This is a genomic window from Ralstonia psammae (assembly GCF_958405935.1).
Lineage (GTDB): Bacteria > Pseudomonadota > Gammaproteobacteria > Burkholderiales > Burkholderiaceae > Ralstonia > Ralstonia psammae.
In genome coordinates, this window is sequence record NZ_CATZBU010000002.1 from 241,139 (window position 1) to 266,783 (window position 25,645).

At 63.9% G+C, this 25,645-nt stretch carries 25 protein-coding genes and 1 other RNA gene; 5 read left to right on the forward strand and 21 right to left on the reverse strand.

The window, feature by feature from the left end; all coding sequences use genetic code 11:
- Positions 1-46: 46 nt before the first annotated feature.
- From ispG to ndk, 5 genes are read right to left on the reverse strand one after another with little or no spacing between them, the layout of a single operon-like run.
- Positions 47-1,333: a flavodoxin-dependent (E)-4-hydroxy-3-methylbut-2-enyl-diphosphate synthase gene (gene ispG, locus R2N16_RS04760; RefSeq protein ID WP_316664400.1), complete on the reverse strand. Its 1,287-nt coding sequence runs from the start codon at positions 1,331-1,333 to the stop codon at positions 47-49.
- A 51-nt stretch (positions 1,334-1,384) separates the two neighbouring features.
- The gene (locus R2N16_RS04765; RefSeq protein WP_316664401.1) at positions 1,385-2,473 is read right to left on the reverse strand and encodes a RodZ domain-containing protein; all 1,089 of its coding nucleotides are present in this window, start codon (positions 2,471-2,473) and stop codon (positions 1,385-1,387) included.
- Positions 2,466-3,263 (reverse strand): type IV pilus biogenesis/stability protein PilW, encoded by a 798-nt coding sequence (pilW, locus tag R2N16_RS04770; protein WP_316664402.1) that lies wholly within the window; start codon positions 3,261-3,263, stop codon positions 2,466-2,468. Before pilW ends, R2N16_RS04765 begins: the two co-directional genes overlap by 8 nt.
- Positions 3,260-4,411, reverse strand: coding sequence for a dual-specificity RNA methyltransferase RlmN (gene rlmN / locus R2N16_RS04775; RefSeq protein ID WP_092971462.1), 1,152 nt, complete (start codon positions 4,409-4,411; stop codon positions 3,260-3,262). Before rlmN ends, pilW begins: the two co-directional genes overlap by 4 nt.
- Positions 4,412-4,454: 43 nt before the next feature.
- Complete coding sequence (ndk, locus tag R2N16_RS04780; RefSeq protein WP_045204261.1) at positions 4,455-4,880, reverse strand: nucleoside-diphosphate kinase; 426 nt, start codon at positions 4,878-4,880, stop codon at positions 4,455-4,457.
- Between the two features lie 369 nt (positions 4,881-5,249).
- On the opposite strand from ndk, the gene R2N16_RS04785 reads away from it, so the two are divergent.
- Positions 5,250-5,951 (forward strand): Bax inhibitor-1/YccA family protein, encoded by a 702-nt coding sequence (locus R2N16_RS04785; RefSeq protein ID WP_024975969.1) that lies wholly within the window; start codon positions 5,250-5,252, stop codon positions 5,949-5,951.
- Positions 5,952-6,048: 97 nt separating this feature from the next.
- Here the strand turns inward: R2N16_RS04785 and rlmD are convergent, their stop codons facing one another.
- Positions 6,049-7,401, reverse strand: coding sequence for a 23S rRNA (uracil(1939)-C(5))-methyltransferase RlmD (gene rlmD, locus R2N16_RS04790; protein WP_316664844.1), 1,353 nt, complete (start codon positions 7,399-7,401; stop codon positions 6,049-6,051).
- 160 nt (positions 7,402-7,561) lie between these two features.
- Here rlmD and R2N16_RS04795 point away from each other — a divergent pair, with 160 nt between their 5' ends.
- Positions 7,562-8,425, forward strand: coding sequence for an endonuclease/exonuclease/phosphatase family protein (locus R2N16_RS04795; RefSeq protein WP_316664403.1), 864 nt, complete (start codon positions 7,562-7,564; stop codon positions 8,423-8,425).
- A gap of 35 nt (positions 8,426-8,460) precedes the next feature.
- Here R2N16_RS04795 and rpoS read toward each other — a convergent pair whose 3' ends face one another.
- From rpoS to surE, 4 genes are read right to left on the reverse strand one after another with little or no spacing between them, the layout of a single operon-like run.
- Complete coding sequence (gene rpoS, locus R2N16_RS04800) at positions 8,461-9,597, reverse strand: RNA polymerase sigma factor RpoS (protein WP_316664404.1); 1,137 nt, start codon at positions 9,595-9,597, stop codon at positions 8,461-8,463.
- 8 nt (positions 9,598-9,605) lie between these two features.
- Complete coding sequence (locus tag R2N16_RS04805) at positions 9,606-10,433, reverse strand: peptidoglycan DD-metalloendopeptidase family protein (RefSeq protein WP_316664405.1); 828 nt, start codon at positions 10,431-10,433, stop codon at positions 9,606-9,608.
- A 1-nt stretch (position 10,434) separates the two neighbouring features.
- The gene (locus tag R2N16_RS04810) at positions 10,435-11,379 is read right to left on the reverse strand and encodes a protein-L-isoaspartate(D-aspartate) O-methyltransferase (RefSeq protein WP_316664406.1); all 945 of its coding nucleotides are present in this window, start codon (positions 11,377-11,379) and stop codon (positions 10,435-10,437) included.
- A gap of 15 nt (positions 11,380-11,394) precedes the next feature.
- The gene (gene surE, locus R2N16_RS04815) at positions 11,395-12,150 is read right to left on the reverse strand and encodes a 5'/3'-nucleotidase SurE (RefSeq protein WP_316664407.1); all 756 of its coding nucleotides are present in this window, start codon (positions 12,148-12,150) and stop codon (positions 11,395-11,397) included.
- A gap of 210 nt (positions 12,151-12,360) precedes the next feature.
- Here surE and R2N16_RS04820 point away from each other — a divergent pair, with 210 nt between their 5' ends.
- A complete protein-coding gene (locus tag R2N16_RS04820) occupies positions 12,361-13,335 on the forward strand; it encodes an NADPH:quinone oxidoreductase family protein (protein ID WP_316664845.1) in 975 nt (324 codons plus the stop codon).
- 75 nt (positions 13,336-13,410) lie between these two features.
- On the opposite strand, the gene R2N16_RS04825 is transcribed toward R2N16_RS04820, so the two are convergent.
- The 7 genes from R2N16_RS04825 to R2N16_RS04855 all read right to left on the reverse strand — a co-directional run bounded on the left by R2N16_RS04825 (position 13,411) and on the right by R2N16_RS04855 (position 20,311).
- Positions 13,411-14,517, reverse strand: coding sequence for an alkene reductase (locus R2N16_RS04825; protein ID WP_316664408.1), 1,107 nt, complete (start codon positions 14,515-14,517; stop codon positions 13,411-13,413).
- 98 nt (positions 14,518-14,615) lie between these two features.
- A complete protein-coding gene (locus R2N16_RS04830; RefSeq protein WP_316664409.1) occupies positions 14,616-15,245 on the reverse strand; it encodes a TetR/AcrR family transcriptional regulator in 630 nt (209 codons plus the stop codon).
- 91 nt (positions 15,246-15,336) lie between these two features.
- Positions 15,337-16,125, reverse strand: a complete 789-nt coding sequence (locus R2N16_RS04835) for an ABC transporter permease (RefSeq protein WP_316664410.1) — start codon at positions 16,123-16,125, stop codon at positions 15,337-15,339.
- Between the two features lie 24 nt (positions 16,126-16,149).
- Positions 16,150-16,962 (reverse strand): ABC transporter ATP-binding protein, encoded by an 813-nt coding sequence (locus R2N16_RS04840; protein ID WP_316664411.1) that lies wholly within the window; start codon positions 16,960-16,962, stop codon positions 16,150-16,152.
- A gap of 64 nt (positions 16,963-17,026) precedes the next feature.
- Entirely contained in the window at positions 17,027-18,076 is a 1,050-nt protein-coding gene (locus tag R2N16_RS04845) for an ABC transporter substrate-binding protein (RefSeq protein WP_316664412.1), read from the reverse strand.
- An 89-nt stretch (positions 18,077-18,165) separates the two neighbouring features.
- Positions 18,166-19,374, reverse strand: a complete 1,209-nt coding sequence (locus R2N16_RS04850) for a CaiB/BaiF CoA transferase family protein (protein ID WP_316664413.1) — start codon at positions 19,372-19,374, stop codon at positions 18,166-18,168.
- 22 nt (positions 19,375-19,396) lie between these two features.
- Complete coding sequence (locus R2N16_RS04855) at positions 19,397-20,311, reverse strand: LysR substrate-binding domain-containing protein (protein ID WP_316664414.1); 915 nt, start codon at positions 20,309-20,311, stop codon at positions 19,397-19,399.
- A 164-nt stretch (positions 20,312-20,475) separates the two neighbouring features.
- Between R2N16_RS04855 and R2N16_RS04860 the strand changes: the two genes are divergently transcribed.
- Positions 20,476-21,834, forward strand: coding sequence for a carbohydrate porin (locus tag R2N16_RS04860; protein ID WP_316664415.1), 1,359 nt, complete (start codon positions 20,476-20,478; stop codon positions 21,832-21,834).
- 17 nt (positions 21,835-21,851) lie between these two features.
- On the opposite strand, the gene recR is transcribed toward R2N16_RS04860, so the two are convergent.
- From recR to R2N16_RS04880, 4 genes are all read right to left on the reverse strand, one after another.
- Positions 21,852-22,472 (reverse strand): recombination mediator RecR, encoded by a 621-nt coding sequence (recR, locus tag R2N16_RS04865; RefSeq protein WP_316664416.1) that lies wholly within the window; start codon positions 22,470-22,472, stop codon positions 21,852-21,854.
- On the reverse strand, positions 22,472-22,771 hold the full coding sequence (locus R2N16_RS04870) for an antibiotic biosynthesis monooxygenase family protein (protein ID WP_316664417.1): 300 nt from the start codon (positions 22,769-22,771) through the stop codon (positions 22,472-22,474). The genes recR and R2N16_RS04870 overlap by 1 nt, the downstream gene beginning before the upstream one ends.
- 23 nt (positions 22,772-22,794) lie before the next feature.
- A complete protein-coding gene (locus R2N16_RS04875; protein WP_004626260.1) occupies positions 22,795-23,142 on the reverse strand; it encodes a YbaB/EbfC family nucleoid-associated protein in 348 nt (115 codons plus the stop codon).
- An 85-nt stretch (positions 23,143-23,227) separates the two neighbouring features.
- Positions 23,228-25,414, reverse strand: a complete 2,187-nt coding sequence (locus tag R2N16_RS04880) for a DNA polymerase III subunit gamma/tau (RefSeq protein ID WP_316664418.1) — start codon at positions 25,412-25,414, stop codon at positions 23,228-23,230.
- A gap of 126 nt (positions 25,415-25,540) precedes the next feature.
- Between R2N16_RS04880 and ffs the strand changes: the two genes are divergently transcribed.
- Positions 25,541-25,639: signal recognition particle sRNA small type (gene ffs / locus R2N16_RS04885), an RNA gene on the forward strand.
- The last annotated feature ends 6 nt before the right edge of the window (positions 25,640-25,645 follow it).

The window sequence follows — 25,645 nt, forward strand, 5'->3', positions numbered from 1 at the left end:
CGGTCGTTTCGTGCTTCAGCTTCGGGTGCCGAAGCCTGATGCCGTTTTAGACCGCCGCCAGGGCCTGTGCGCCGTAATGCGTGCGCACGTACTCGTCGACGATCGTCTGGAATTCTTCTGTGATGCGCTCGCCGCGCAGCGTTTTCACCTTCACGCCGTCAACGAACACCGGCGCCGCCGGCGATTCGCCCGTGCCTGGCAGCGAAATGCCGATGTTGGCGTGCTTGCTTTCCCCAGGGCCGTTAACGATACAGCCCATCACGGCCACATTCATCTCTTCGACGCCGGGGTACTGCGCCTTCCACACCGGCATCTGCTCGCGCAGGTACGACTGGATGCGCGCGGCCAGTTCCTGGAACACCGTGCTGGTCGTGCGTCCGCAACCCGGGCACGCGATGACCATTGGCGTGAAATTGCGCAGGCCCATGGTCTGCAGAATCTCTTGCGCGACGATGACTTCCTTTTCGCGCGGCGCACCCGGCTCCGGCGTGAGCGAAATGCGGATCGTGTCGCCAATGCCTTCCTGCAGCAGCACCGACAGCGCCGCCGTGGAAGCGACAATGCCCTTGCTGCCCATGCCGGCCTCGGTCAGGCCCAGGTGCAGCGCGTAATTGCAACGACGCGCCAGTTCGCGGTAAACAGCAATCAAATCCTGCACCGCCGAGACCTTGCACGACAGGATGATCTGGCTGCCCGGCAAACCCAGCTCTTCAGCCTTCTGTGCGGACTGGATCGCCGAGGTGATCAGCGCCTCGACCATCACCGCGCGGGCATCCCACGGTGTTGCACGTTGCGCGTTCTCGTCCATGATGCGCGCAAGCAGATCCTGATCGAGGCTGCCCCAGTTAACACCGATACGCACCGGCTTGTCGTAGCGGCAGGCGATCTCGATCATCTGCGCGAACTGCGTGTCGCGCTTGGCGCCCTGCCCGACGTTGCCCGGGTTGATCCGGTACTTGGACAGCGCCTGCGCGCACTCCGGATAGTCCTGCAGCAGCTTGTGGCCGTTGTAGTGGAAATCGCCGACCAGCGGCACATCCACGCCCATGCGGTCGAGCTGCTCGCGAATGGCCGGCACCGCAGCGGCGGCGGCTGGGGTGTCCACCGTGATGCGCACCAACTCGGAGCCGGCGCGCGCCAGCTCCTTCACCTGGATTGCGGTACCGATGGCGTCCGACGTGTCGGTATTCGTCATCGATTGCACGCAGACCGGCGCGTCGCCGCCGACGTGGACTACGCGATCACCCCAGCGGATTTCCGCGGCGCGCGAGTTCCGGCGCGGCAGCGGGCCGACCAAGGCTGGAGCGCAATCAAGAGGCGTGGTGATTTCCATGATCAGACAAGGCGCGCCGCCTATCAGGCACCGCGCCATTTACAAAACGGTTCAGGGCAACGTGGCCCGTGCCACGCGATTGCGGGCGTACTTCTGAAGATCGACAGACGCGCCACCCACGGCCAGCGATTCAACCGCTTCTGCATTACCGAAGACGACTTTGAACGGCGGCGTGCCGGTCAGATCGCGCGCGTCACCTTCCTTGGAAATGCCGCTGGCAAGCGTCTTGCCGGTTTTGTCCTTGATCTCGTACCAGGACGAACCGGAGAAGCGCACCGAGACCGTGCCGCCGCCAACCGCCGATTCAGCCGGCTTGGCGGCTTCCGTCGGCTGAGCGGCAACCGGAGCATCGACGTTGATGAGCGCCGGCTTGGCGCCTGTAGCGGCTACCGCGGGCGCCGGAACAGCACCGTTGTCCGAGCGCGGCAACGTAGACGGCGGCGCCAACGGCGCAGTCACCACGCCCGAGGCCGGAGCTGCCGGCGTAACAGGCGTCAACGGTGTCGGCATCGAAGCGGCCGGCGTTTCTGCCGGAGCCTGCTCAGGTGCTGGAGCCGCTTTTGCAGGCGCGGTTTGCTCGGCAGCCGGTGCTTCCTTCGCGGTGGATTCGGTGTTCTGCGTGGCTGCCGTTTGTGTGGCAAACCACTGCTTCAGACGATCCATACCGGCCAGCACTCCGGCCGCCACGATCACCGCAACCAGCACGCCGATCAGCCAGCGGCCACTGCCACCCCGACGCTTGGCAAAGCTCGGCTTGTCGGAGAACGATTCACCCAATCCGCCCTCGGGACGCAAGCCGATGTTGGTGACCGGCGCACGCGCGTTCAACCGCGCAAGCTGGTCATCGACATCGACCTGCAGGACACGCGCATAGGCGCGGATGAGGCCCTTGGTGAACGTCATGTCGGGCAATGCACTGACATCTGCCGATTCCACCGCCGACAACTTGCCCGGCGCCACTTTCAGGCGCGTGGCCAGATCGTCGACCGTCAGACGCTGACGCTCACGGCCGGCACGCAGGCGTTCGGCAATCTCGCGCAGCGCATCGTCGCGCTCCGGCGATGTGGCGGCAGGCGGATTCGAGGCAGGCGCGGCGCCGTGAGAGAGGTCGGCAGCGCTTGCCACGTCGCGGTCAGTCATCCCAGGCTCCTCGTTCTAGTGCCGCCTCTTCGGGCGCATTGGGGAAGCGACGCTGCAATTGCGCGCTCCATGCGTTCTGCTGCGAAGTGTCGCCGAGGCGGCGCGCGATGCGAGCGCCCAGCCACAGGCTTTCTGCCGTCGGATTGCCGCGGCCATTCACACGTTCGACAAACGGCATGGCACGCGAATATTCGCGGCGTTTGTAGTACAGCTGCGCCAACGTAAGGTTGGTCAGCGAATTGTTTGCGTCAATGTAGGTGGCGCGCGTCAGGCTCTTCTCCGCGCCATCCAGATCACCCTGGCGCATCTGGCAGACGCCGAGGTTCGTCCACGGTTTGGCGGGGCTGCCGGCGGCCGGCGCCTCGATAGCCTGGCGCAACATCGCCATACCTTGATCTGGCTTGCCGCCTTGCGAGCACAGGAACCAGCCGTAATTGTTCAGCAGGTCACCATCTTGCGGGGTCGCGGCCAGAGCGCTGCGGAAACTCTCGTCGGCCTGTTCGCGTTGGCCGAGGTTCATGTAAGCCAGCGCGCGGATGTGATACGCATTCGGCACGTTCGGATCGATTGCGATGGCGTTCTTGATTTCCTCAAGCGCTGTCGCATTCTGGCCGGCTTCCAAATATTGCGTCGCGAGTTGCAATCGGATCGCAGCCCGACGACCGGCGTCGGCCTTCTGATCGGGGGCGGTCGTGACTTCTCGTGTCTGTGTCTGGACCGGCGGCGACAATGCGCACCCGGCGGCTGCCAGCGTAAAGACCAGACTGACAGCAGTCGACCAACGCTTCATGCGGTACCCATGCGGTGAGTGGAGTCGGCCCCGACCACCGGGATCTCGACGATCTTGCCAAACTTGCCGCGCTCGGCGAGGCGCGTGCGATCTTTGACCTCGCCGGCGAGCTGACCGCAGGCCGCATCGATGTCGTCGCCCCGCGTCTTGCGGATGGTCGTGACAATGCCGGCATCCAGCAGCACTTGCGAGAAGCGGCGGATCTGCTCATTGTTCGAGCGCTTCAACCCCGATTCCGGGAACGGGTTGAACGGGATCAGGTTGAACTTGCACGGCACGTCGGCCACGACGCGCAGCAGTTCACGGGCATGTTCGACGGTGTCGTTGACACCATCCAGCATGCAGTATTCAAAGGTGATGAAATCGCGCGGCGCGAACTCAAGATAGCGGCGGCAGGCAGCCATCAGTTCGGCCAGCGGGTACTTCTTGTTGAGCGGCACGAGCACGTCGCGCAGCGCATCGTTGGACGCATGCAGCGACACAGCGAGTGCCACGGGCACATCGCGTGCAAGGCGGTCCATCATCGGCACCACGCCGGAGGTGGATACCGTGACGCGACGGCGCGAAAGGCCATATGCGTTGTCATCAAGCATCAGGGCCAGAGCCGGCACCACGGCGTCGTAGTTTAGCAGCGGCTCGCCCATGCCCATCATCACCACGTTCGTGATGACGCGGTCGTCCTTCGGGCCGCGGCCGAGCTGCTTGCGCATGGCGAATTCGGCCATCCACAGCTGACCGATGATCTCGCCGGTGCTGAGATTGCGCGAGAAACCCTGCTTGCCGGTCGAACAGAACCGGCAGTTGACGGCACACCCCGCCTGAGACGATACGCACAACGTGCCACGCGTCTCTTCGGGGATGTAGACCGTCTCGACGGCATTGCCTTGCCCCACGTCGACCAGCCACTTGCGCGTGCCGTCCGACGAAAGGTGATCGGTAATAACCGCCGGTGCCTGGATGTTGGCGCGGGTCGCGAGCTTTTCGCGCAGCGACTTGGCGAGATCGGTCATCTCGCCAAAATCGGACGCCCCCGACTGGTGAATCCAGCGCTGCAACTGCTTGGCGCGAAACGACTTCTCACCCAGGCTCTCGCAGTACGCGAGAAGGCCCTGTGCGTCGAAATCGAGGAGATTCACCACATCGCTCATGACTTGCAACCCAAAACCACCAATTCCAGTCTAGTGTTGACGCTTAGCGGCTGTAAATGTTCAGGCCGGGGAAGAAGAAAGCCACTTCCACAGCAGCCGTTTCAGCAGCGTCCGAACCGTGCACGGCGTTGGCATCGATGCTGTCAGCGAAGTCGGCGCGGATCGTGCCCTTCTCAGCCTTTTTCGGGTCGGTTGCACCCATCAGGTCACGGTTCTTGGCGATAGCGTTTTCGCCTTCCAGCGCCTGCACCATCACCGGGCCCGAGATCATGAAATCCACCAGATCTTTGAAGAACGGGCGCTCTTTGTGCACAGCGTAGAACTGCTCGGCTTCTGCGCGCGACAGGTGGATCATCTTGGCTGCGACGACCTTCAGGCCTGCACCTTCGAAGCGGGCGTAGATCTGGCCGATGACATTCTTGGCCACGGCATCCGGTTTGATAATCGACAAAGTGCGTTCGAGCGCCATCAAAAACTCCAAAAAATGAAGGTGTTACGTGAAAGATAAACGTTAGATTCTAACACGGGAGGCGGACGGATTGGATGTCAAGCGGTGCAACCCTCAACCGCGCATACCGGCAGAGCCAGATGACGCAGCGAGCACTTCATACTGAACACCCTCGCATGTCGATGAACACGCCTTAGCATCCCCTTATTGAGGGCACGAAAAGCCACCTGCGAAGGGCATTTTCCGTCGCGATTGCCCACCAGCGACCGGAACCGCGTGGCATGCTGCCCCTCCAAGTAAGGACGATGCGGCTTGCAAAAGCCGGCTTCGGATGCCACATTCGCAGTGTCGTCGCATTGTCTGCAATGTCATTCACCCCAAGGAGTTCGCATGGACAACCAACTCAACACGTACGGTTTTGGCGCTTCCGGCACCGCCGGCGCGTTGGCCGTCCGCAACCGCGTGCTGCGCAATACCTATTGGCTGCTCGCGCTTTCCATGATCCCCACCATCCTCGGTGCCTGGATCGGTGTCGCCACCGGTTTCAATCTGATGGGGCGCAACCCGCTGATGGGTTTCGTCATCTTCATGGCAGTGGCCTTTGGCTTCTTCTACGCCATTGAGCGCTTCAAGAACAGCGGCTTGGGCGTAGCGCTGCTGCTCGGCTTCACGTTCTTCATGGGGCTGATGCTGTCGCGGCTGATCGGCATGATCCTGGGCTTCTCGAACGGCGCGTCGCTCATCATGACGGCGTTCGGCGGGACGGCGATCATCTTCGGTGTGATGGCGACGGTGGCCACGGTCAGCAAGCGTGATTTCTCGGGCCTGGGCAAATGGCTGTTCATGGGCGTGCTGGTGCTGATCGTTGGCTCGGTGGCCAACATCTGGCTGCAACTGCCGGCGATGATGCTGACGATCTCGGTGCTGGCCATCGCGATCTTCTCGGCCTATATCCTGTTCGACGTGCAGCGGATCGTGAACGGCGGCGAGACCAACTACGTAACTGCCACCCTGGCGATCTACCTGGACGTCTACAACATCTTCACGAACCTGCTGGCGATCCTGGGGATCTTCGGCGGGAATCGTAACTGAGCGAAACTCGACCCGCTAAGCGCTAGCAATAGCGCGAAAATAAAACCGGCGCATATGGCGCCGGTTTTTCTTTGTGTGCGAGATACGCGATGAACAATCAGTCGCGCTCGAATACCGCCATCGATTCGACGTGGGACGTGTGCGGGAACATGTTCACCACGCCCGCACCGGCCAGCCGGTAACCCGCTTCATGAACAAGCAAACCCGCATCGCGCGCCAGCGTCGCCGGATTGCATGACACGTAGACGATACGCTTGGGCAGCAAATCGGCCGCCTCACCGCCACGCTGCGACAACTCGGCCAGCGCCTTGGACACGGCCAGCGCACCTTCGCGCGGCGGATCGATCAGCCAACGGTCAAACTTGCCCAGCGCGGCAATATCATCAGCCGACACTTCGAACAGATTGCGGCAAGCGAATGTCGTCTTCGCGTCCAGGCCGTTGTGCTGGGCGTTGGCAAGCGCACGTGTCGTCAGCGCCTCACTGCCTTCGATCCCCATGACCTCGCGGGCGCGCGTTGCCATCGGCAGCGTAAAGTTGCCGATACCGCAGAACAGGTCTAGCAAGCGATCGCCCGGTTGCGCGTCGAGCAGCTTCAGCGCGCGTGACATCAGCGCCCGGTTGATCTGGTGATTGACCTGCGTGAAGTCCGTCGGCTTGAACGGCATCGTGATGCCGAACTCGGGCAGTGTGTACGTCAACGTGCGATCGAGCGGATGGAACGGATAGACCGTATCCGGCCCCTTGGGCTGCAACCAGAACTGGACGTTGTGATGATCGGCGAAAGCGCGCAGCTCAGCCTCGTCCTCGGCAGTGATTGGCTCTAGGTTGCGCAATACCAGCGCGGTCACGTCGTGGCCGACAGCCAGCTCGATCTGCGGCATACGCTGCACGATCGACAGGCGCCCCACCAACTCGCGCAGTGGCACCAGCAGCGCCGACACGTGCGGCGGCAACACCTCGCACGACGTCATGTCCGCCACATAGCTGCTCTTGCGCTCGTGAAAGCCCACCAGCACGCCACCTTTGGCTGCAACATGGCGCACGGTCAAACGCGCGCGATAGCGGTAGCCCCAATCCGGGCCGGCTATCGGCCGGAACACCACGTCTGGACGCAACTTGGCCAGATGCCACAGATCGTCTTCCAGCACGCGCTGCTTGATCGCAACCTGCGCGCGTGAATCCAGATGCTGCATCGAGCAGCCACCGCACACCCCAAAGAACTTGCATTGCGGCGTCACGCGTGAAGCGGACTGGCGCAGAATGCCCGCAACACTCGCTTGCTCGTACGATGGCTTCACGCGGTGACTGCGGTACATCACCCGCTCACCCGGCAATGCACCTTCCACGAAGACGACCTTCCCAGGCGTGCCATCCTCGTTGGTCAAACGGCCGATGCCGCGCGCTTCGCCGTCGAGCGAGACGATGTCCAACGGGCCGGCCACGGACATCTCGGGCTTACGGCGCCCACGGGGCTTGGCCGGCGGCGTGTCCGGCGCAACCGTTGCTGGAGTAGGAGAGGAAGGCGTGACGTTGGGTGCAGCTTGAGACACGGGCGAGCCTGGGCAAATTGGGGACAAGGGCGGCATTGTAAGACACCGGAGGACCAGCATGGGCACCGTCATCCTGACGTGGAATATCCAGTGGGGCCGTGGCGCCGACGGGCACGTCAGCCTCGCGCGCCAACTCGCGCAAGCACGTGAGATGGCCGAATTCGATGTGCTGTGCCTGCAGGAAGTCACCTCCGGCTTCGGCGATCTGCCGGGCCAACCGGGCACCGACCAATGGAGCGAACTCGCCGACACGCTCGGCAGCGAGTACGCGGTGATCGGCGGATTCGCATTGGAGCGCCACAACGGCACGCATGTGCAGCGCTTCGGCAACGCGATTGCGACTCGCCTGCCCGTGCATTACATCCTGCGCCACGCATTGCCCTGTCCGCCCGATACCACACCGCACATGCCGCGCATGGCCATTGAGGCGATCGTGCAGGCGCCGTTTGGCGCGTTACGCGTCGTCACCACACATCTGGAGTACTACTCCGAGCTTCAACGTGTGGCGCAAATCGATGCACTGCGCGCAATCCACGCAGAAGGTTGCGCGCGTGCGAATCAACCATCCCTGCTTGGTACAGAGCCCGAAGCCGGCCCTTTCCGTCCGCTTGCGCAGACCGCAGCAACCATTGTCTGCGGGGATTTCAATTGCAAGCCGGATTCCACGCCCAAGCGCTTGGCCACCGCGCCCTTCACTCGGGAACCCTCTTTGCATGATGCGTGGGAGATTGCACACGGCGCGACGCCGCAGCCGTCGACTTTCGGTGTGCACGACCGCACGGGCTGGACAGAGCCGGCCTACGCGTGCGATTTCATGCTGATCAGCGAACCGCTGAAACCGCGCGTGCTGCGCCTAGAAGTCAACAACGCCACACAGGCATCGGATCATCAACCGATGCTGCTGGAGCTGCGGAACGACTGAAAAAGGAGAAAGACAGACAAAATGGCAGCGAGGCCTTACAGCACTGCGTCTTTGCGTACACCCTGCGAGGCGAAATGGCGCTTGAGCTTGACCAGTGCTTCCTGCTGAATCTGGCGCACGCGTTCGCGTGTCAAACCCATCTCGGCGGCCAGCTCTTCCAGGGTCGCGGGCTCGATGTAGTTAAGGCCAAAGCGGCGCTCCACCACATAGCGATGCTTGTCAGACAATCGCGCGAGCCACGACTTCATCAGCAGCGACAACTCGCGATGTGCCACTTCCTGATCTGGCGAGGCGCCATGCTCGTCCGACAGGAAATCGAGCAGGCTCGTGCCCGGATCAAGATCGAACGGTGTATCCAGTGAAGTCGTGTGCTCGTTGAGTGAGAGCACATCCTGCACTTCCTCTGTGGTCTTGCCGAGCAGGTGGGCGATGTCTTCGAGGCTTGCGTCGCGGCCGTCCACGCCGCTCTTTTCCAGATGACGCTTGGCGCGCAGCACCTGGTTGAGTTCGCGAATCACGTGCACCGGCAAACGCACCGTGCGCGCCTGATTCATGATCGCGCGCTCGATGCTCTGACGGATCCACCACGTTGCATACGTGGAGAAGCGGAACCCGCGTTCCGGATCGAACTTTTCGATCGCATGCATCAGACCAAGGTTGCCCTCTTCGATCAGATCGAGCAGCGGCACCCCTCGGTTCAGATAGCCCTTGGCAATGCTCACGACCAAGCGGAGGTTGCGCTCGATCATGACCTGGCGCGCGGCAAACTCACCCGCCTTGGCCAGCGTCGAGAAATGCAGTTCCTCGGCTGGCGTCAGAAGCGGCTTGATGCTGATGCGATTGAGATAGTGCTGAACGGTGTCGGCGGCCAGTTCGGCCTGCAGCACCTTGCGGAAGTCTTCCTCAGGTGCGGCCTCCTCGGCCTCTTCAGCCTCTTCCTCTTCCTCATCGGGCTCGTCGGCACTGTCGGACGTGTCGTTGAGATCGGCGGAATCGGAGGCAGGAATGTCATCAACCAATGCGTCGACGACTTCGATCTCTTCGGCAGGAGGCTGTGCCGCGCCGCGCGCACGCCGCCCGGCGCGCCCATTCGGGGTGCGCTGGCCCTCTACAGCAGCGTCGATGTTGTCATCGGCGGGGGTGACGGGCGTGGCGGCTTTCTGGCGCGGCATGCATTCCTCTATTGAGGCGGCAAGTAGCGCATCGGATCGACCGGCTTACCGTTGCGGCGCACTTCAAAATGAAGCTTCACGCGATCCGCATCGGTACTGCCCATTTCGGCGATCTTTTGCCCTTTCTTGACCGTGGATTGCTCGGTGACCAGAACCTTGTCGTTGTTGCCGTAGGCGGTCAGGAACGTGTCGTTGTGTTTGATGATGACAAGATTCCCGTACCCACGCAAGGGTCCAACGTGGATCACTTTTCCGTCGTCGGCAGCGACCACCGCGTCACCACGTTTGCCACCGATGTCGATGCCCTTGTTGCTCTTGTCATCGAAACGGTTGATGAGCGAGCCGCGTGCCGGCCAGGCCAGCGAAATTGCGCTGTCAGTTGCCCCGGCAGGAGCGCTGGACGACACTGCGGGCGCCGGCGTTGCCGGGGTGGAATCGACCGGCTGCGTAGTCGTGTTAGCCGGGCGAACCGGCGTGACGACGGCCCCAGTGCTGCTGACCTCCGCATTCGGCGGAACAACACGCAATAGTTGATCGACTTCGATCTGGTTAGGGTTGGCGATGTTGTTCCAGGCAACCAAGTCTCGCGGTGCCTGGCCATTACGCAAGGCGATGCTGTACAAGGTATCACCCCGCTTGACCCGATAGTAGCCGGGAGGTGGCGGCTCTTGCGACACGGTGCCCGCGCTGCCGGCACGCGAGGTGCGGTCGAGAACGGGGGCCTGATTGCCGGAGGATGCGCAAGCCGCCAGTAGTGCGGCCGACACCATCGCCACGGCGAGCCGGCCTGCGCGTGCGGGGCTTGGACGGTTCATGGAGCTCCGGGAAATGAACATGCTAAACAGTTCCTGATTTTAACGGGACAAAGAAAACGCCTTCAAGCGCGGTACTGTGAAACTGGAAGCGGCTACGGCGCTCGATGAGAACGAGCTGCTGCGCCGGGCCGCTGTTGCGGTCGGTGGACACGGGAGCGATCAGGCGGCCGCCGACGGTAAGCTGGTCGAGCAGCGCCTGCGGCACCTCCAGCCCCGCCGCCGCCAGAATGATGGCGTCGAACGGCGCGGCCTTCGGCAGCCCCAGCATGCCGTCGCCGTAGTGCAGACGGATGTTTGGCACGCGGAGTGGCCGCAAGTTCGCTTTGGCTTTTTCATGCAGCGGGCGGACGCGCTCGATCGAGTACACCTCGTCGGCGAGTTGCGCCAGAACAGCGGCTTGGTAGCCGCAGCCGGTACCTATTTCCAGCACGCGAGCGAGCGGCATGCCGGTGCGGCCGGACCGTCCGCTCAACAACAACTCGATCATCCGCCCGACCACTGACGGCTTCGAGATCGTTTGCTGATGTCCGATCGGCAATGCGGAATCTTCATACGCCTGCGAGGCCAGGCCGGCATCGACAAACAGATGGCGCGGTACCGTGCCGATTGCAGCGAGCACACGCTTATCACTCACGCCGCCGGCTTGCACACGGCCAACCAACGCCTGACGCGCACGGTCCGACGCCATGCCGCCGGCCGCCGCATGCGCCGCCGCTGTGCGTGCCTGTACCGCGCTCGCAGCAACGGCGCCGACTGCAGCGTCGACACCCGCCACGCGCTGCGGCGCAGCTGCGGGAGCGGATGCGGGCGACGCGCGTTCGACGGATGCCGCACGCACCGGCGTGGGGCGTGACACGGCACTCACCCCAGACGAGATGCGCGTTTCACGCTGGCGTTCCACGGGCTTGCGCTCGACCACTGCATCGAGCGTCAACGGAAAGCGCCGGTCGCGCGGGCGTTCAGACATGAGCCACCGTGGCGATCATGGCGTTTGCCAGCGGCGCACGGTGCGCAGTTGAGCCGTATCGGTCAGATCGAGCTGCAGCGGTGTCAGCGAGACGAAGCCATGCGCGACGGCATGGAAATCGGTGCCCTCGCTGGCATCTTTCGCATCGCCGGCGGCACCGACCCAGAAGATCGGCTCGCCGCGCGGATTGGCCTGGCGGATCACCGGCTGCGATTGGTGCCGCTTGCCCAGACGCGTCGCGCGCCAACCGGCCAGCTCTGCGTATGGCAGATTCGGGATATTGACGTTGAGCAGGACCGGGCCGTCCAGCGGATCGGACAGATAGCGCTCGACCACCTCGCGGGCCACACGCTCTGCGGCATCGAGATGCGTCCAGCCTTTGTCGGCCTGCGAGAACGCAATCGACGGAATACCGAACAGATAGCCCTCGATGGCAGCGGCGACGGTGCCGGAATACAGCACGTCTTCGCCCATGTTCTGGCCCTGGTTGATACCGGAGACGACCAGATCGGGCTTCTCTTCGATCATGCCGGTGAGCGCAATGTGCACGCAATCCGTTGGCGTGCCGTTGACGAAGCGAAAGCCCTTCTGGGCACCATCGCTCGCTTCGAACACCGAAAGCGGACGCTGCAGCGTGAGCGAGTTCGACGCGCCGCTATGGTTCTGCTCCGGTGCGACCACCGTCACGCGCCCCAGGGGGCTCAGCGCACGATGCAGCGCCGCGAGCCCGGGCGCGAGGTATCCGTCGTCGTTGGCAATGAGAATATGCATGGCGCGGATTGTAACCGAGCAACGTTCGCGAATCGTGCTCGCGCATACGTTCTGCACCCTTACAAAAATGCATCGACAAGCTGTGCGATTCATCGCATCGGGTTAAATCGAACGACCGTGCTTTTATTCGGTTACACTGCCAGACGAGATCGCGTGTAATACACGCGAGATGGCGAACAATCCAACGCAAGACTGTTGAGGAGACACATGATGAAAGCCGTCGTCTGCAAGACCTGGGGCCCGCCCGAATCGCTGGTGATCGAAACGCTGCCGGACCTTTTGCCCGGTGCCGGCGAAGTCGTGATCGACGTGAAGGCTGCGGGGGTGAATTTTCCGGACGTGCTGATCATCCAGAACAAGTACCAGTTCAAGCCGGAGCTGCCGTTTACGCCCGGCTCGGAAGTCGCGGGCGTAGTCAACGCGGTAGGCGAAGGCGTGTCGCACCTGAAGGCCGGCGACCATGTGATCGCCTTCCTTGGCCAGGGCGCGTTTGCTTCACAGGTCAAAGCGTCGGCCAAGGTGGTCATGCCGATGCCGCCGGGCATGGCGTTCGACACCGCCGCTGCATTCACCCTCACGTACGGCACATCGCACCACGCGGTGGTCGATCGCGGGCAACTGAAGGCCGGCGAGACCATGCTGGTGCTTGGCGCGGCCGGCGGCGTCGGGCTGGCAGCCATCGAGATCGGCAAGGCGATTGGCGCACGCGTGATCGCTGCAGCCTCGAGCGATGAGAAGCTGGCGGTCTGTAAAGACCACGGTGCCGATGCGCTCATCAACTATTCGACCGAAGACCTGCGCGAGCGCATCAAGGAACTGACCGACGGCAAGGGCCCGGACGTGATCTATGACCCGGTCGGCGGCATCTATGCGGAACCGGCGTTCCGCTCAATTGCCTGGCGTGGCCGTTACCTCGTGGTCGGATTTGCCAACGGCGAGATCCCCAAGATGCCGCTGAACCTGGCGCTGCTGAAAGGCGCGTCGCTGGTCGGCGTGTTCTGGGGTGAATTCGCACGCCGCGAGCCGAAGGCGAACCTGGCGAACATGATGCAGATGCTCGGCTGGATGCAGGAAGGCAAGATCCGCCCGCATATCTCGGCGCGCTATCCGTTGGAGCAGACGACGCAAGCGCTGCTGGACATGGCGGCGCGCAAGGTCACGGGCAAGGTGGTGATCCAGCCTTAAGAAACTTAAGCACTGGACAAAAAAAGCCGCGCAGGTTGATCGCCTACGCGGCTTTTCTCTTTGGTGCAGCCGCTATCAGGCCGCTTCTTCCAGCGTCGGATAGTCGGTGTAGCCCTTCTCCTGGCCGCCGTAGAACGTTGCGCGATCAGGCTTGTTGAGCGATGCGCCGGCACGGAAGCGTGCGACCAGATCCGGGTTGGCGATGAACGGCCGACCGAAAGCAACGGCATCCGCCAAACCGGAGGCGATCATCTGTTCGCCCTCTTCCGCTGTGTATTGGCCGCACACGATGAGCGTGCCCTTGAAAGCGTCGCGCAGTTGGCGGCGGAAGTCGTTGGTCAGCTCAGGGCCACCCGCCCAATCCGGCTCAGCGATGTGCAGGTAGGCGATGCCACGCTTGGTCAGCTCGCGGGCCAGGTACAACGCGCTTTCTTCGGCTTGTGCATCGGCAATGTCATGCGCGACGAAGTGCGGCGACAGGCGGATGCCGACGCGGTCTGCGCCGATCTCGGCGATGGCAGTGTCGACCACCTCCAGAATCAGCCGGGCACGATTCTCCAGGGAACCGCCGTATTGGTCGGTGCGCTGGTTGCTGTTGGTCGACAGGAATTGGTGCAGCAGATAGCCGTTGGCGGCGTGGATTTCAACGAAGTCGAAACCAGCGCGGCGTGCACGCAGCACAGCCTGGCGATATTGCGCGATCACACCCGGGATTTCTTCCGTGGCGAGGGCGCGCGGCTCGCTGGTCGGCACATTGCCGGGCGTACCATCCGGCTGCACGACAAAGCTCTGTGCGCCCTTGGCGACGATGGCCGACGGCGCGACAGGTGCCTGGCCATTTTCCTGCAGCAGCGTGTTCGAAATGCGGCCCACATGCCAGAGCTGTTGCGAGATGCGGCCGCCCTTGGCGTGCACGGCATCCACCACGGTCTTCCAGCCGGCTTCCTGGGCGTCGGTGTACATGCCGGGCGTCCAGGCGTAGCCCTGGCCCTGGCGGGAAATTTGCGTCGCCTCGGTCACGATCAGGCCGGCGGTTGCACGCTGCGCGTAATAGGTCACGTTCAGCTCAGTCGGCACGTCGCCCGGCTGGCCGGCACGCGAACGCGTAAGCGGCGCCATCACGACACGATTGGCGAGGGTCGTACGGCCGGTCTGAAGCGGGGACAGCAGTTGTTGGGTCATATCAGCTCCTTGAAGGGAGACTATTCGACCGGTCATCTAGAACCGGAGTCAAAGAAAAAGCGAGGAACGTGCCTCGCCGGCAATGGGTTGGATTGCAATCAGTGTTTGGGCTTGGCCAGCAGGATTTCCGTTTGCGCCACGCAGCTCTTGAACGCGGCGACCGTGCGGTGCGCTTTAGCCAACAGTGCGCCGCCCATCCACATGGCGTACAGGCCTTCGGCCAGATGGTGTGCGTCCTCCACGGGCGCCAACGAACCGTCGGCGACACCCGCCTCAATGGCGGTGGCAATACGCTCGACCATGCGCGTCATCCCCGTCGACAGCACCTTGCGCATCGGCTCCGAAAGATCCGACACCTCCCCTGACAGCTTGACCGCCAGACAGGTGACTTCGCACGCGCTGCGCTCATGCAGATCGATCCAGGCCATGAAATAGCGCAACAGCCGCTCGCGGGCGCTGATGCGCGTGTCGTTGAACAGGCTGACAACACCCGCGTCGTAATCCTGGAAATAGCGCTCCAGCATGGCGACGCCAAAGTCTTCCTTAGACCCGAAGTAGTAATAAAACGAGCCCTTGGGCACCTGCGCGCGACCGAGGATTTCTGCCAAGCCGACGGCCGAAAAGCCGCGCCCGAGGATCAGCTCGGCACCGGCGTCCAGAATGCGGTCGCGGGTGTCGTACCGGGCTTCGGCGCCTTCAGCGGTGACGGGTTCGGGGTGCTTGCTCATGGTGGGTTGCATTGTAGTAGACCGACCGTCTAGTTGCATAACCCTGCTCTTGGCAGGGTCGATGTGACGTTCGCGTCGTTAGCGCTTTCGCTCAGAGCTTCTCGGTCTCGCCGCTCTTCGGCTGCCAGCGCATCAGGCGTTTTTCCATCAAGCCGACGAGCCAGTCGAGCACCAGCGCGAATACCGTCAGCACGACGATGCCCGCAAACACGGTGTTGATGTCAAACGTACCTTCGGCCTGGAGGATCAAATAACCGACACCGCGCGCCGAGCCAAGGTATTCCCCCACCACCGCCCCAACGAAGGCCAGACCTACCGACGTATGCAGCGACGAGAAAACCCAGCTCGTGGCGCTCGGCAGATAGACGAAGCGCAGCAGTTGCCGCTGCGATGCACCCAGCATGCGCGCATTGGCCAGCACGACCGGGCTCACTTCCTTCACGCCCTGGTAGACATTGAAGAAGACGATGAAGAACACCAGCGTCACCGCCAGCGCGACCTTTGACCAGATACCCAGCCCGAACCACACGCCAAAAATCGGCGCCAGGATCACGCGCGGCATCGAGTTGGCGGCCTTGATATACGGATCAAGCACCGCCGATGCGGCCGGGCTCAGCGCCAGCCACAAGCCCGCCCCCAGGCCGGAGGCCGTGCCGATGGCAAATGCCAGGACTGTCTCGGCCAACGTCACGCCAAGGTGCTGATAGATATCTCCTTCAGTGACGAACCACGCCCAGATGCGTTGGGCAACGATGAGTGGTTCCCCGAAGAAGAACGCGACTTCCTGCGAGCGCGTGGCGAAGTGCCACACGCCCAGCGTGACGACCAGCAGGCCAAGCTGCCAGGTGCGCAGCGCGAATGGGGAGAGACGATTTGCCATGAGAGAGTTCGGTCCGGATTTGTTTCAGGCCGCGCGGCGATGCTGCGCGTAGCCCTTGAGCACTTCTTCACGCAGCACATCCCAGATGCGCGAGTGCAGGTCGACAAAGCCGGCCTGGTCGCGAATCTCGGCCACGTCGCGCGGGCGCGGCAGGTCGATCGTGAACTCGCCGATCGGATGCGTGCCGGGGCCGGCGGCCAGCACGACCACGCGGTCGCTCATGGCGATGGCTTCGTCCAGATCGTGCGTGATGAACAGAACCGCCTTGCGCTTGGCAGCCCAGAGATCGAGCACCTCGTTTTCCATCAACTGGCGCGTCTGAATGTCTAGCGCGGAAAACGGCTCGTCCATGAGGATGATGTCGGGGTCGAGCACCAGCGTTTGCGCCAGGCTCACGCGCTTGCGCATGCCGCCCGAAAGCTGATGCGGATAGCGGTCTTCAAACCCCGCCAAACCCACGCGCGCAAGCCACGACATCGCGAGGTCACGTGCCTCCTTGTCGGGCATGCCTCGAAACTCCAGCCCGGCCATCACGTTGTCGAGCGCACTGCGCCACGGCATGAGCGCCTCTGCCTGGAACATATAGCCGGCGCGACGGTTGATACCGACCAGCGGCTCGCCAAACACGCGCACCTGCCCAGCAGACGGCTGCAACAAGCCCGCCGCCAGATTCAGCAACGTGGATTTGCCGCAGCCCGTCGGGCCCACTACCGAGACGAACTCGCCGGCGTGGACCTCCAGCGAGGTGTCTTGCACGGCGGTGTAACGCTGGCCCGGCGTGTCGGGTGAGATGAACGTGCAGGTGATCTGATCGAACGAAAGCGCGGGATGGGGCATGGTGTGCGGTCCAAAAACAATGCGCCCGGGCGGAACCGGGCGCGTTGCTGAAAGCCTGTGGAAATTACTTGTACTTGGCGTTGGCCTTCTGCACGAAGGTATTGGTGAAGGTCTGGTCGAGCTTGATCTGCTTGCCCTTCACTTCCGCATCAAATTCCGACAGCGTGCGCAGTGCCGTGGCCGGACCGTCGGCGGGCATTGTGCCATCCGGCGAGATGGCCTCGCGCACCTTCTCCCACGCGGCCAGATACAGCGCACGGTCGCCCAGCAGATAGGCTTCCGGCACAGTCTTGACGATATCCGACGGGCCCGCCTTCTGCAGCCACTTGAGCGCGCGCACCATGGCGTTGGTCATCGCCTGCGTCGTGTTCGGATTCTTCTGGATGAACGCGGTGGACGCGTACAGGCAGCCGGCCGGCATGTTGCCGCCGAACACCGCCTTGGTATCGGCCAGCGTGCGGGTATCCGAGACCACGCGCACTTCGTTCTTCTGCGTGAGCATCGACATCACCGGGTCCAGGTTGGCCAGGGCGTCGATCTGGCCGGCACGCACGGCCGCAATCGCCCCGCTGCTCGGACCCACGCCGATGATCGACACTTCGTTCGGCTTGATGCCAGCGCGCGCCAGCACGTAGTTGACCATGATGTTGGTCGACGAACCCGGTGCCGTCACGCCGATCTTCTTGCCCTTCAGATCGGCAATCGACTTGTAGTTCGGCATCGTCTTGTTGTTGACCGCCAGCACGATCTGCGGGGCGCGCCCTTGCAGCACGAACTCCTGGTACATCTGGCCCTTGGCCTGCAGCACCAGAGTGTGCTCGTACGCGCCGCTCACCACATCGGCGCTGCCGCCCACCACGGCCTGCAACGCTTTCGCACCGCCGGCAAAGTCGACGATTTCAACGTCCAGGCCTTCGTCCTTGAAGTAGCCCAGGCGCTCGGCAATCGTCAGCGGCAGGTAGTAGAACAACGCCTTGCCGCCCACCGCGATGGTGACCTTGCTCTTTTCAGGTTTGCCCTGCGCCAGAACGGCGGGGCTGGCAGCCAGCAGGGTCGTCGCGCACAGCGCCGCGCCCATCCATTTTGCCCAGCGCCCAATGACTCGTGTCCCCATGCTCGTCTCCTGTTCTGTAGCGTTCACTGCCTCGGCGGCGATATTACCGCAACGATTTGCAACACAACATGCGGGATCGTCCTAGCTGTTTAGCTTTTGGCTTCGGCAATGATGCCTTGCGAAACCAGCGCGTCGATCTGCGTATCGTCCAGGCCGTGGCCGCGAAGTACGTCACGTGTGTGCTGGCCCAAGCGCGGCGCGCTCGCCTGCACGGCGCCGGGGGTGGCGGAGAGCTTGGGCACCACGCCCGGCATCTCCACATTGATGCCCGACTGCGCGCGCACCGTTTCGATCACGCCGCGCGCGCGGTAGTGCGGGTCGGCGGCAATGTCGGCGACGGTGTAAATCGGGCCGCTTGGCACCTCGGCCGCATGCAGCGCGGCCAGAACATCGGCGATGGGCAGCGTGCCGGTCCAAGCGTTGATGGCGGCATCGATTTCCTCCGCACGCGCGGCGCGGCCGTCGTTGCGGGCCAGGCCGGGATCGTCGGCTAGATCGTGCCGGCCCATGTGTTGCATCAGGCGGCGGAAGATGTTGTCGCCATTGGCAGCGATCAGAACGTATTCGCCTCCGGCGCAGCGGTAGGCGTTCGACGGCGCGATGCCCGGCAGCGCCCCGCCCGCCGGCTGGCGGATTGCGCCGAACACCGAATACTCGGGCAGCAGGCTCTCCGTCAGGTTGAACACGGATTCATACAGCGCCACGTCGATCACCTGCCCCTTGCCACCGCGCGCATCGCGTTCGTACAAAGCCAGCAAGACGCCCAGCGCGCCATGCAAGCCGGCGATCGTGTCACCCAGCGATAGCCCCGCGCGGGCAGGCGGTCGACCTGGCTCACCGGTCAAATAGCGCAGGCCCGCCATGGCTTCGGCAATGGCCGCAAAGCCCGGTTCGTCTCGTTTGGGGCCCGTCTGGCCGTAGCCTGACACGCGCAGCATGATGAGCTTCGGGTTGACGGCGGAAAGCGCCTCATACGACAGCCCCCATTTTTCCATCGTGCCGGGGCGGAAGTTCTCGATCAGCACATCGGCTTCGGCAGCCAGCTTGCGTACGACTTCCTGCCCTTGCGGCACACGCAGGTCGACACACACCGACCGCTTGTTGCGCGACTGTGCCTCCCACCAGACTGACGTGCCCTCATGCAGCATCCGCCATTTGCGCAGCGGATCGCCCTGCCCCGGCGGCTCGATCTTGATGACCTGCGCCCCAAAGTCGGCGAGCGTCTTGGCGGCAAACGGTCCGGCAATCAGTTGCCCGAGTTCGAGCACGCGGATGTCCTGCAAAACCTGTGTCGGCATGGTCGTATAGAGAGCGTTCAATTCAGAGTGCGGCGGGGTTACCCAGCAGATGCGTCATCAACAGGCGGGCAGAGCTGGTCAGCGCATCGGGGTCGCGCACGCCCACCAACAGGCGGCGATGCGCCCATTCGTCTTGCAGCGGCACCAGTGCGAGCCCCGCGCCCGGCAGGCTCGATACGTGCCCTTGCGCCGCGATGCGCGGCAACACGCCCACGCCCAGGCCAGAGGCCACCATCCGGCACACGGCTTCAAAGCTGCGCACCTGGATGCGCAGGCGCAGCGGCTTGCCCAGGCGTTGGCTTTCTTCGAGAAGTTGCGCGGCCAGCGAGGTGCCCGGCGGCAGGCTGACGAAATCGAAATCCACGGCATCAGCGAAGTGCACCTGCTTGCGTCCGGCCAATGGATGCCCGCGCGGCGTGACCAAGGCGAGGTCGTCCTCGCGGTAGTCGAACGATTGCAGCCCGTCGCACGGCGTACCGGCCGCGAAGATGCCAAGGTCGGCCCGGTTCTCGCGCAGCGCGGCAACGATATCGCCGCTGTCCTGCTCTTCCAGCGCGATGCGGATGGCCGGGTTGGCCAGCATGAAGGCGGCCAGGTCATCGGCCAGGAATTGCGTAATCGACGAGGTATTGGCCCACACGCGCACCAGCCCGCGCGTGCCGGCGGCAAAGTCCGACAGCGCCCCGGCCATACGCTCGACGTCCTGCAGGATGCCCACCGCGTGGCGGAAACACGCCTGGCCGGCCTCGGTCAGTTCAACGCCCGCGGCATGGCGATACAGCAACGGCGCGCCCACGGCCGCCTCCAGATCGGAAATCCGCTTGCTTGCCGCGGCCACGGCCAGGTGTGATTGGCGCGCCCCGGCCGAGATGCTGCCCAGCCGGGCCACCGCCACAAACAGGCCGAGGGTGACAAGATCGAAGCGGGCGAGATTCATCGTAGAAAGCCGAAGGTGGGAAATTCACAACATCGGATGCGATATCGGGGCACGTTCCGTGCGTGTTTCATCCGGCCGTCACCCGCACACGGTTAACATGGCGGACTTTTGGCCGTTCCCGGATCCGAAGGGGGATTCTAACGGCGTTCTCCCTGCTTGCTGCCATGTTGCTTCCGTTCCGTCTTGCCCGCCTGACCGCCCTGTGCGCCCTCTCCCTGAGCGTCGGCCACGCCTTGGCAGCCGAAAGCGGCGCAGGGGACACCACCAGTTGGGCGATCAACGATCCAGACCGCTTTGCCGTGCATGGCCAGGCCACCTACGTGTGGCAGCACGACCTGTCGTTCCACTCGCCGTACAGCGGGCCGAACAGCCTGTCAGGCAAATCCACCACCAGCTATTCGGTCACGACCACACTCGATCTGGGCATGCGCCTGTGGCAAGGCGCTGAAGTGCACATCAACCCGGAAATGGCGCTCGGCCAGCCCTTCTCGGGCCTGCATGGCCTGGCCGGATTCACCAACGGCGAGTTGGCCAAGACCGCCGGCCCAAACCCCACGCTCTACCGTGCACGCGCCTTCTTCCGCCAGACAGTCGGCCTGGGCGCCGGCACCGAAGACCGGGAAGCCGCGATGAACCAGTTCGCCGGCCCGGTCGACAAGCGTCGCCTGGTCTTCACGGCCGGCAACTTTTCGGTGCTGGACGTGTTTGACGGCGTGACCTACGCGCATGACCCGCGGACGCAATTCCTGAACTGGTCGTTCCTCACGCACGGTGCCTTCGACTACGCCGCCGATGCGCGTGGCTACACGTGGGGCGCCGCCCTGGAGTACTACGACGGCGATTGGGCCTACCGCATTGGCCGCTTCATCCAGCCCGAAGAATCCAACGGCCTGCCGCTGGACACCCGCATCGGCCGCTACTACGGCGACGTGTTCGAAGTGGAGCGCAGCCACACGCTTGCCGGCCAGCCCGGCAAGCTGCGCGTCATGCTCTTCCGCAACAGGACCAACATGTCGCGCTACAACGATGCCCTCGCCCTTGGCCAGTCGACGGGCAGCGCGCCGGACATCAGCCTCACGCGACGCGACAACACCAAGGTGGGGATCGGTATTGGCGGCGAACAGCAGATCAACGATGACATTGGCGTGTTTGCGCGCGCGTCGTGGGCGGACGGCAAGACGGAAACTTACGCCTTTACGGAAATCGACCGCTCCGTGTCGTTCGGCACACTGATCAAGGGCAGCAGATGGGGGCGCTCCGACGACACAGTCGGGCTCGCGGCGGCTATCAACATGTTGTCGCCGGACCACCGCCGCTATCTGCAGCAAGGCGGTGTGGGTGTATTCCTGGGAGACGGCAAGCTGAACTATGCACCCGAGCAGATCGTCGAGGCGTTCTATAGCTTCCAGGCGGCCAAGCACCTGTGGATCAGCGCCGACGCACAATGGATCCGCAACCCAGGCTACAACGCGGATCGCGGGCCGGCGGTGTTTTTCGGCACGCGCCTGCATACCGAATTCTGACGCTCAGGGGTGCTGACTCAGAGCTGGCGCCGATCCAGCACCGCGCGCGCGATGGTGCCTGCGTCCACGTATTCCAGCTCGCCGCCGACCGGCACGCCACGCGCCAAGCGCGTCGCTTTGATGCCGCGCGCCTTCAGCATCTCGCCGATGTAGTGGGCAGTCGCCTCGCCTTCGCTGGTGAAGTTGGTCGCGAGGATGACCTCGGCGCACGGCCCGCCCAGTGCCGGGTCGGTCGCGCGAGCCAGCAAGCGTTCGAGGTGGATCTCTTTCGGGCCGATGTTGTCCAGCGGCGAGAGCCGCCCCATCAGCACAAAATATTGGCCGCGATAAGTGAGCGTCTGCTCAATCATCATCTGGTCGGCCGGTGTTTCCACCACGCACAGGACCGACGCGTCACGGCGGTCATCCAGGCAGGTTTCGCAAATTTCCTGCTCGGTAAAGGTGTTGCAGCGGCTGCAGTGCTGGATCGATTCCGTCGCCTCGGACAGCGCTTGCGCCAGCTGCGCCGCACCCTCGCGGTCATGCTGCATCAGGTGGTACGCCATCCGCTGGGCAGACTTGGGGCCGACGCCCGGCAGCACACGCAGCGCTTCAACCAGCATCTGCAGCGCCGACGGCGTGCCTGGAGCGTTACGCATCACGCGTGCTCCAGAACCGTCGTGTGGTGCAGCACTTCCGGCATCGGATCATAGAAGTGATGCAGCAGCGCGCGCCAGCGCTGGTACTCGGGCGACTGCCGAAAGCCGATGGTGTGGTCTTCCAGCGTCTGCCACTGCACCAGCAGCAGATAGTCGCTCGCCTTCTCCAAGCAGCGCGACAACGACAGCGAAACGAAGCCCTGCATCGCACCGATGATGTGGCGAGCCTCGCCAAAGGCCGCCTCGAAGGCAGCTTCCTGGCCGGGCCTGACGTGCAGCAGCGCAGATTCCAGCACCATGGCGCGATCCTGATGAACTTCGCTTAGAACGGCAGCTTGAAGCCGGGCGGCAGCATGCCGGCCATGCCGCCCAGGCCTGAGGTGAGCGAGCCCATCTTCTCTTGCGTGGTGGCCTCGGCCTTGCGCACGGCGTCGTTGAACGCCGCGGCGATCAGGTCTTCCAGCAGATCCTTGTCTTCGCCTTCAGCCAGCAGGCTCGGGTCGATCGACACACGCTTCACGTCGTTCTTGCAGGTCATCACCACCTTCACGAGACCAGCGCCGGACACGCCTTCCACCTCGATCAGGGCGAGTTGCTCCTGCGCTTTCTTCATGTTTTCCTGCATCTGCTGGGCCTGCTTCATCAGCCCGGCGATCTGGCCTTTCATCATGGTCGTTGCTCCTTGAAATGGGTCATGCAAGGCGCGCCACTCAACTGGGCGCGCCGGTGTTCAATGTTCAGTGTTGGAATGCGGTTCAGTGCGTGTGCGGTTGGATCGAACCAGGGACGACCTGCGCGGCAAAGTCCCGCACCAGCGCCTGCACAAACGGGTTGGCGGCGATGGCGTGTTCGGCATTGCGCTGGCGCTCGGCGCGCTGCTCGGCATCCACTGCCGCCGCGGTAGCGCGTGCAGGGCCGATATCGCACGCCACGCGAACGGGCGTGCCAAAGTGCTCCGCCAATGCCGCCTCCAGGCGCTCGACGACGTTGGCATCGGTCAGTGGGGGTAGCGGTACGCGCAGGCGCATCGTGACGCCTTCCACGGCCACCAACTCGCTCTGGTAAGCCAGCTGCTGTGCCAGACCGCGTATCGGCAGGCTGGCGGCCAGCGCCGGCCAATTGCCGTCAAACGTGGTGAGGCTGCTGGCGCTCAGGTCAGGCGGCGTCGCAGCGGCAACGGGCTCCGGAGCGATCGGCTTGGCTGGCGCGGGCACAACTGCCGGCGCCTCAAGCTGGGCCGGATGTGTTGCCGGATCAGGCGCGCCAGGGCGCACGCTCGGAGCCGAATCCCAGCCGGCAAACGCCGCGTCCATCTCTTCAAGCGACGGCGAAGCCAATTCGCCCGGCATTTCATCCCAGGGCGGCGGGCCCTCATCGGAGGACGCGGCAGCCGCAACCGGCCGCTCACGGCGCTGCGGCAAGGATGCCGGCGCAGCAGCAGGATTCGGACGTGGCCCCGCAACAGCAGAAGCAGCGGGAGCAGCAGGGCGAGCGACAGGCGCAGGCGCGGCTACCGGTGCGGCGGCAGGTGCGGAAGCCCCACCGCGGCCACGGCTCGACGCCTGACGCGCAGCGGCCAATGCTTCCATCGCCGGCGAGCGACGCGCCGGTGCCGCGGTCGGCGTCAGCGCAGCCGCAGCAACGGGCGCCGGGGCCGGAGGAGTTGCCTGATAAGTCGCACGCGGCGCCTCGGCCACCGGCGCGGGACGCACCGCCACCGGCGCCGCCACGGGCGCAGTCGCTGTGACCGCCGGACGCGTCGATGCGGCCGGCGTTGCAGCCAACGGCATCGCCCGCTTCCCGCCACCACCGCCCGAAGGCGGCGCCGCGTCCCCACCCGACTGTCCGGGCTGGAACGCCAGCATGCGCAGCAGTGTCATCGTGAAGCCGGCGTACTCATCCGGCGCAAGCGCCAGTTCGTTGCGCCCCAGGTTGGCAAACTGGTAGAACAGCTGCACCGACTGCGCATCGAACCGCTCGGCAAGGCGCCGTACATCGTCCGCCTCGGGCCAGTCGTCCTGCACAGCGGCGGGCACGACCTGCGCCAGCGCAATCTTCTGCAGCAGGGATGCAAGATCTTGCAGCGCGCCCGAGAAGCTCAGACTGCGCCCGGCCATCTCATCGGCAATCTCGACAAGCGCGGCGCCGTTCTCATCGGCCAGCGCGTCGAGCAGGCGCACGAGGTAGCTCTGATCAATCGCGCCGAGCATGCCGCGCACGGCAGCTTCGCTGACTTCGCCGGCGCTGTATGCGATGGCCTGGTCGGTGAGCGACAGCGCATCGCGCATCGAACCCTGAGCCGCCGCCGCCAGCAGACGCAGCGCGTTCGCCTCGTGGGCGATGCCCTCTTCACCAAGGATGCGATCGAGGTGGGACACGATGTGCCCCGGCGGCATCTGCTTGAGGTTGAACTGCAGGCAGCGCGACAGCACCGTCACCGGAATTTTCTGCGGATCGGTGGTCGCGAGGATGAACTTGACGTGCTCGGGCGGCTCTTCCAGCGTCTTCAGCATTGCGTTGAAGGCGTGGTTGGTCAGCATGTGCACTTCGTCGATCATGTAGACCTTGAAGCGGCCGCTGGTTGGCGCGTAGACCGCGCGGTCCAGCAACTGCGCCATCTCGTCGACGCCGCGGTTGGAGGCGGCATCCATCTCGATGTAATCGACAAAGCGCCCGGCATCGATCTCGGTACAGGCGCGGCACACGCCGCACGGCTGCGCGGTGATGCCGCCCTGCCCATCCGCACCAACACAATTGAGCGATTTGGCAAGGATGCGCGACAGCGTCGTCTTGCCAACACCGCGCGTGCCCGTGAACAGGTATGCGTGGTGCAGGCGCTGCTGTTCGAGCGCATGCGTGAGCGCTTTCACCACGTGTTCCTGACCGACCAACGTGGTGAAATCGCGAGGGCGCCACTTGCGGGCGAGCACTTGATAACTCATGCGGCGGATTGTAGCAAAGCGAGGTGGATTTCCGACGCGGTTTCGGAGGGGTCAACCGCCATGCGCGCCGAGCAAATTGCAAGGATATTCAAGTGAGGACGTGCGAGTCGGTTACAATGCCGCTCGGACGGGCCTCCTCGCATGGTGGCGCGGTCAACCTGGTCAGGTCGGGAACGAAGCAGCCACAGCCGTTTTCCGCCAGTGCCGAGGGTCAGGCTCGTCCCCCTTCAC

Excerpts from the sequence above, each read along its gene's own strand:
- R2N16_RS04820 (WP_316664845.1), top strand. The coding sequence starts at position 12,361 with ATGAAAGCCGTCGTCTGCAAGACCTGGGGCCCGCCCGAATCGCTGGTG.
- R2N16_RS04860 (WP_316664415.1), top strand. The coding sequence starts at position 20,476 with ATGTTGCTTCCGTTCCGTCTTGCCCGCCTGACCGCCCTGTGCGCCCTC.
- R2N16_RS04795 (WP_316664403.1), top strand. The coding sequence starts at position 7,562 with ATGGGCACCGTCATCCTGACGTGGAATATCCAGTGGGGCCGTGGCGCC.
- R2N16_RS04870 (WP_316664417.1), bottom strand. The coding sequence starts at position 22,771 with ATGGTGCTGGAATCTGCGCTGCTGCACGTCAGGCCCGGCCAGGAAGCT.
- R2N16_RS04785 (WP_024975969.1), top strand. The coding sequence starts at position 5,250 with ATGGACAACCAACTCAACACGTACGGTTTTGGCGCTTCCGGCACCGCC.
- R2N16_RS04880 (WP_316664418.1), bottom strand. The coding sequence starts at position 25,414 with ATGAGTTATCAAGTGCTCGCCCGCAAGTGGCGCCCTCGCGATTTCACC.
- ndk (WP_045204261.1), bottom strand. The coding sequence starts at position 4,880 with ATGGCGCTCGAACGCACTTTGTCGATTATCAAACCGGATGCCGTGGCC.
- pilW (WP_316664402.1), bottom strand. The coding sequence starts at position 3,263 with ATGAAGCGTTGGTCGACTGCTGTCAGTCTGGTCTTTACGCTGGCAGCC.
- R2N16_RS04765 (WP_316664401.1), bottom strand. The coding sequence starts at position 2,473 with ATGACTGACCGCGACGTGGCAAGCGCTGCCGACCTCTCTCACGGCGCC.
- rpoS (WP_316664404.1), bottom strand. The coding sequence starts at position 9,597 with ATGCCGCGCCAGAAAGCCGCCACGCCCGTCACCCCCGCCGATGACAAC.
- R2N16_RS04830 (WP_316664409.1), bottom strand. The coding sequence starts at position 15,245 with ATGAGCAAGCACCCCGAACCCGTCACCGCTGAAGGCGCCGAAGCCCGG.
- ispG (WP_316664400.1), bottom strand. The coding sequence starts at position 1,333 with ATGGAAATCACCACGCCTCTTGATTGCGCTCCAGCCTTGGTCGGCCCG.
- R2N16_RS04805 (WP_316664405.1), bottom strand. The coding sequence starts at position 10,433 with ATGTTCATTTCCCGGAGCTCCATGAACCGTCCAAGCCCCGCACGCGCA.
- R2N16_RS04835 (WP_316664410.1), bottom strand. The coding sequence starts at position 16,125 with ATGGCAAATCGTCTCTCCCCATTCGCGCTGCGCACCTGGCAGCTTGGC.
- R2N16_RS04850 (WP_316664413.1), bottom strand. The coding sequence starts at position 19,374 with ATGCCGACACAGGTTTTGCAGGACATCCGCGTGCTCGAACTCGGGCAA.
- R2N16_RS04855 (WP_316664414.1), bottom strand. The coding sequence starts at position 20,311 with ATGAATCTCGCCCGCTTCGATCTTGTCACCCTCGGCCTGTTTGTGGCG.
- R2N16_RS04845 (WP_316664412.1), bottom strand. The coding sequence starts at position 18,076 with ATGGGGACACGAGTCATTGGGCGCTGGGCAAAATGGATGGGCGCGGCG.
- recR (WP_316664416.1), bottom strand. The coding sequence starts at position 22,472 with ATGCGTAACGCTCCAGGCACGCCGTCGGCGCTGCAGATGCTGGTTGAA.
- R2N16_RS04825 (WP_316664408.1), bottom strand. The coding sequence starts at position 14,517 with ATGACCCAACAACTGCTGTCCCCGCTTCAGACCGGCCGTACGACCCTC.
- rlmD (WP_316664844.1), bottom strand. The coding sequence starts at position 7,401 with ATGTCCGTGGCCGGCCCGTTGGACATCGTCTCGCTCGACGGCGAAGCG.
- rlmN (WP_092971462.1), bottom strand. The coding sequence starts at position 4,411 with ATGAGCGATGTGGTGAATCTCCTCGATTTCGACGCACAGGGCCTTCTC.
- R2N16_RS04875 (WP_004626260.1), bottom strand. The coding sequence starts at position 23,142 with ATGATGAAAGGCCAGATCGCCGGGCTGATGAAGCAGGCCCAGCAGATG.
- R2N16_RS04810 (WP_316664406.1), bottom strand. The coding sequence starts at position 11,379 with ATGTCTGAACGCCCGCGCGACCGGCGCTTTCCGTTGACGCTCGATGCA.
- surE (WP_316664407.1), bottom strand. The coding sequence starts at position 12,150 with ATGCATATTCTCATTGCCAACGACGACGGATACCTCGCGCCCGGGCTC.
- R2N16_RS04840 (WP_316664411.1), bottom strand. The coding sequence starts at position 16,962 with ATGCCCCATCCCGCGCTTTCGTTCGATCAGATCACCTGCACGTTCATC.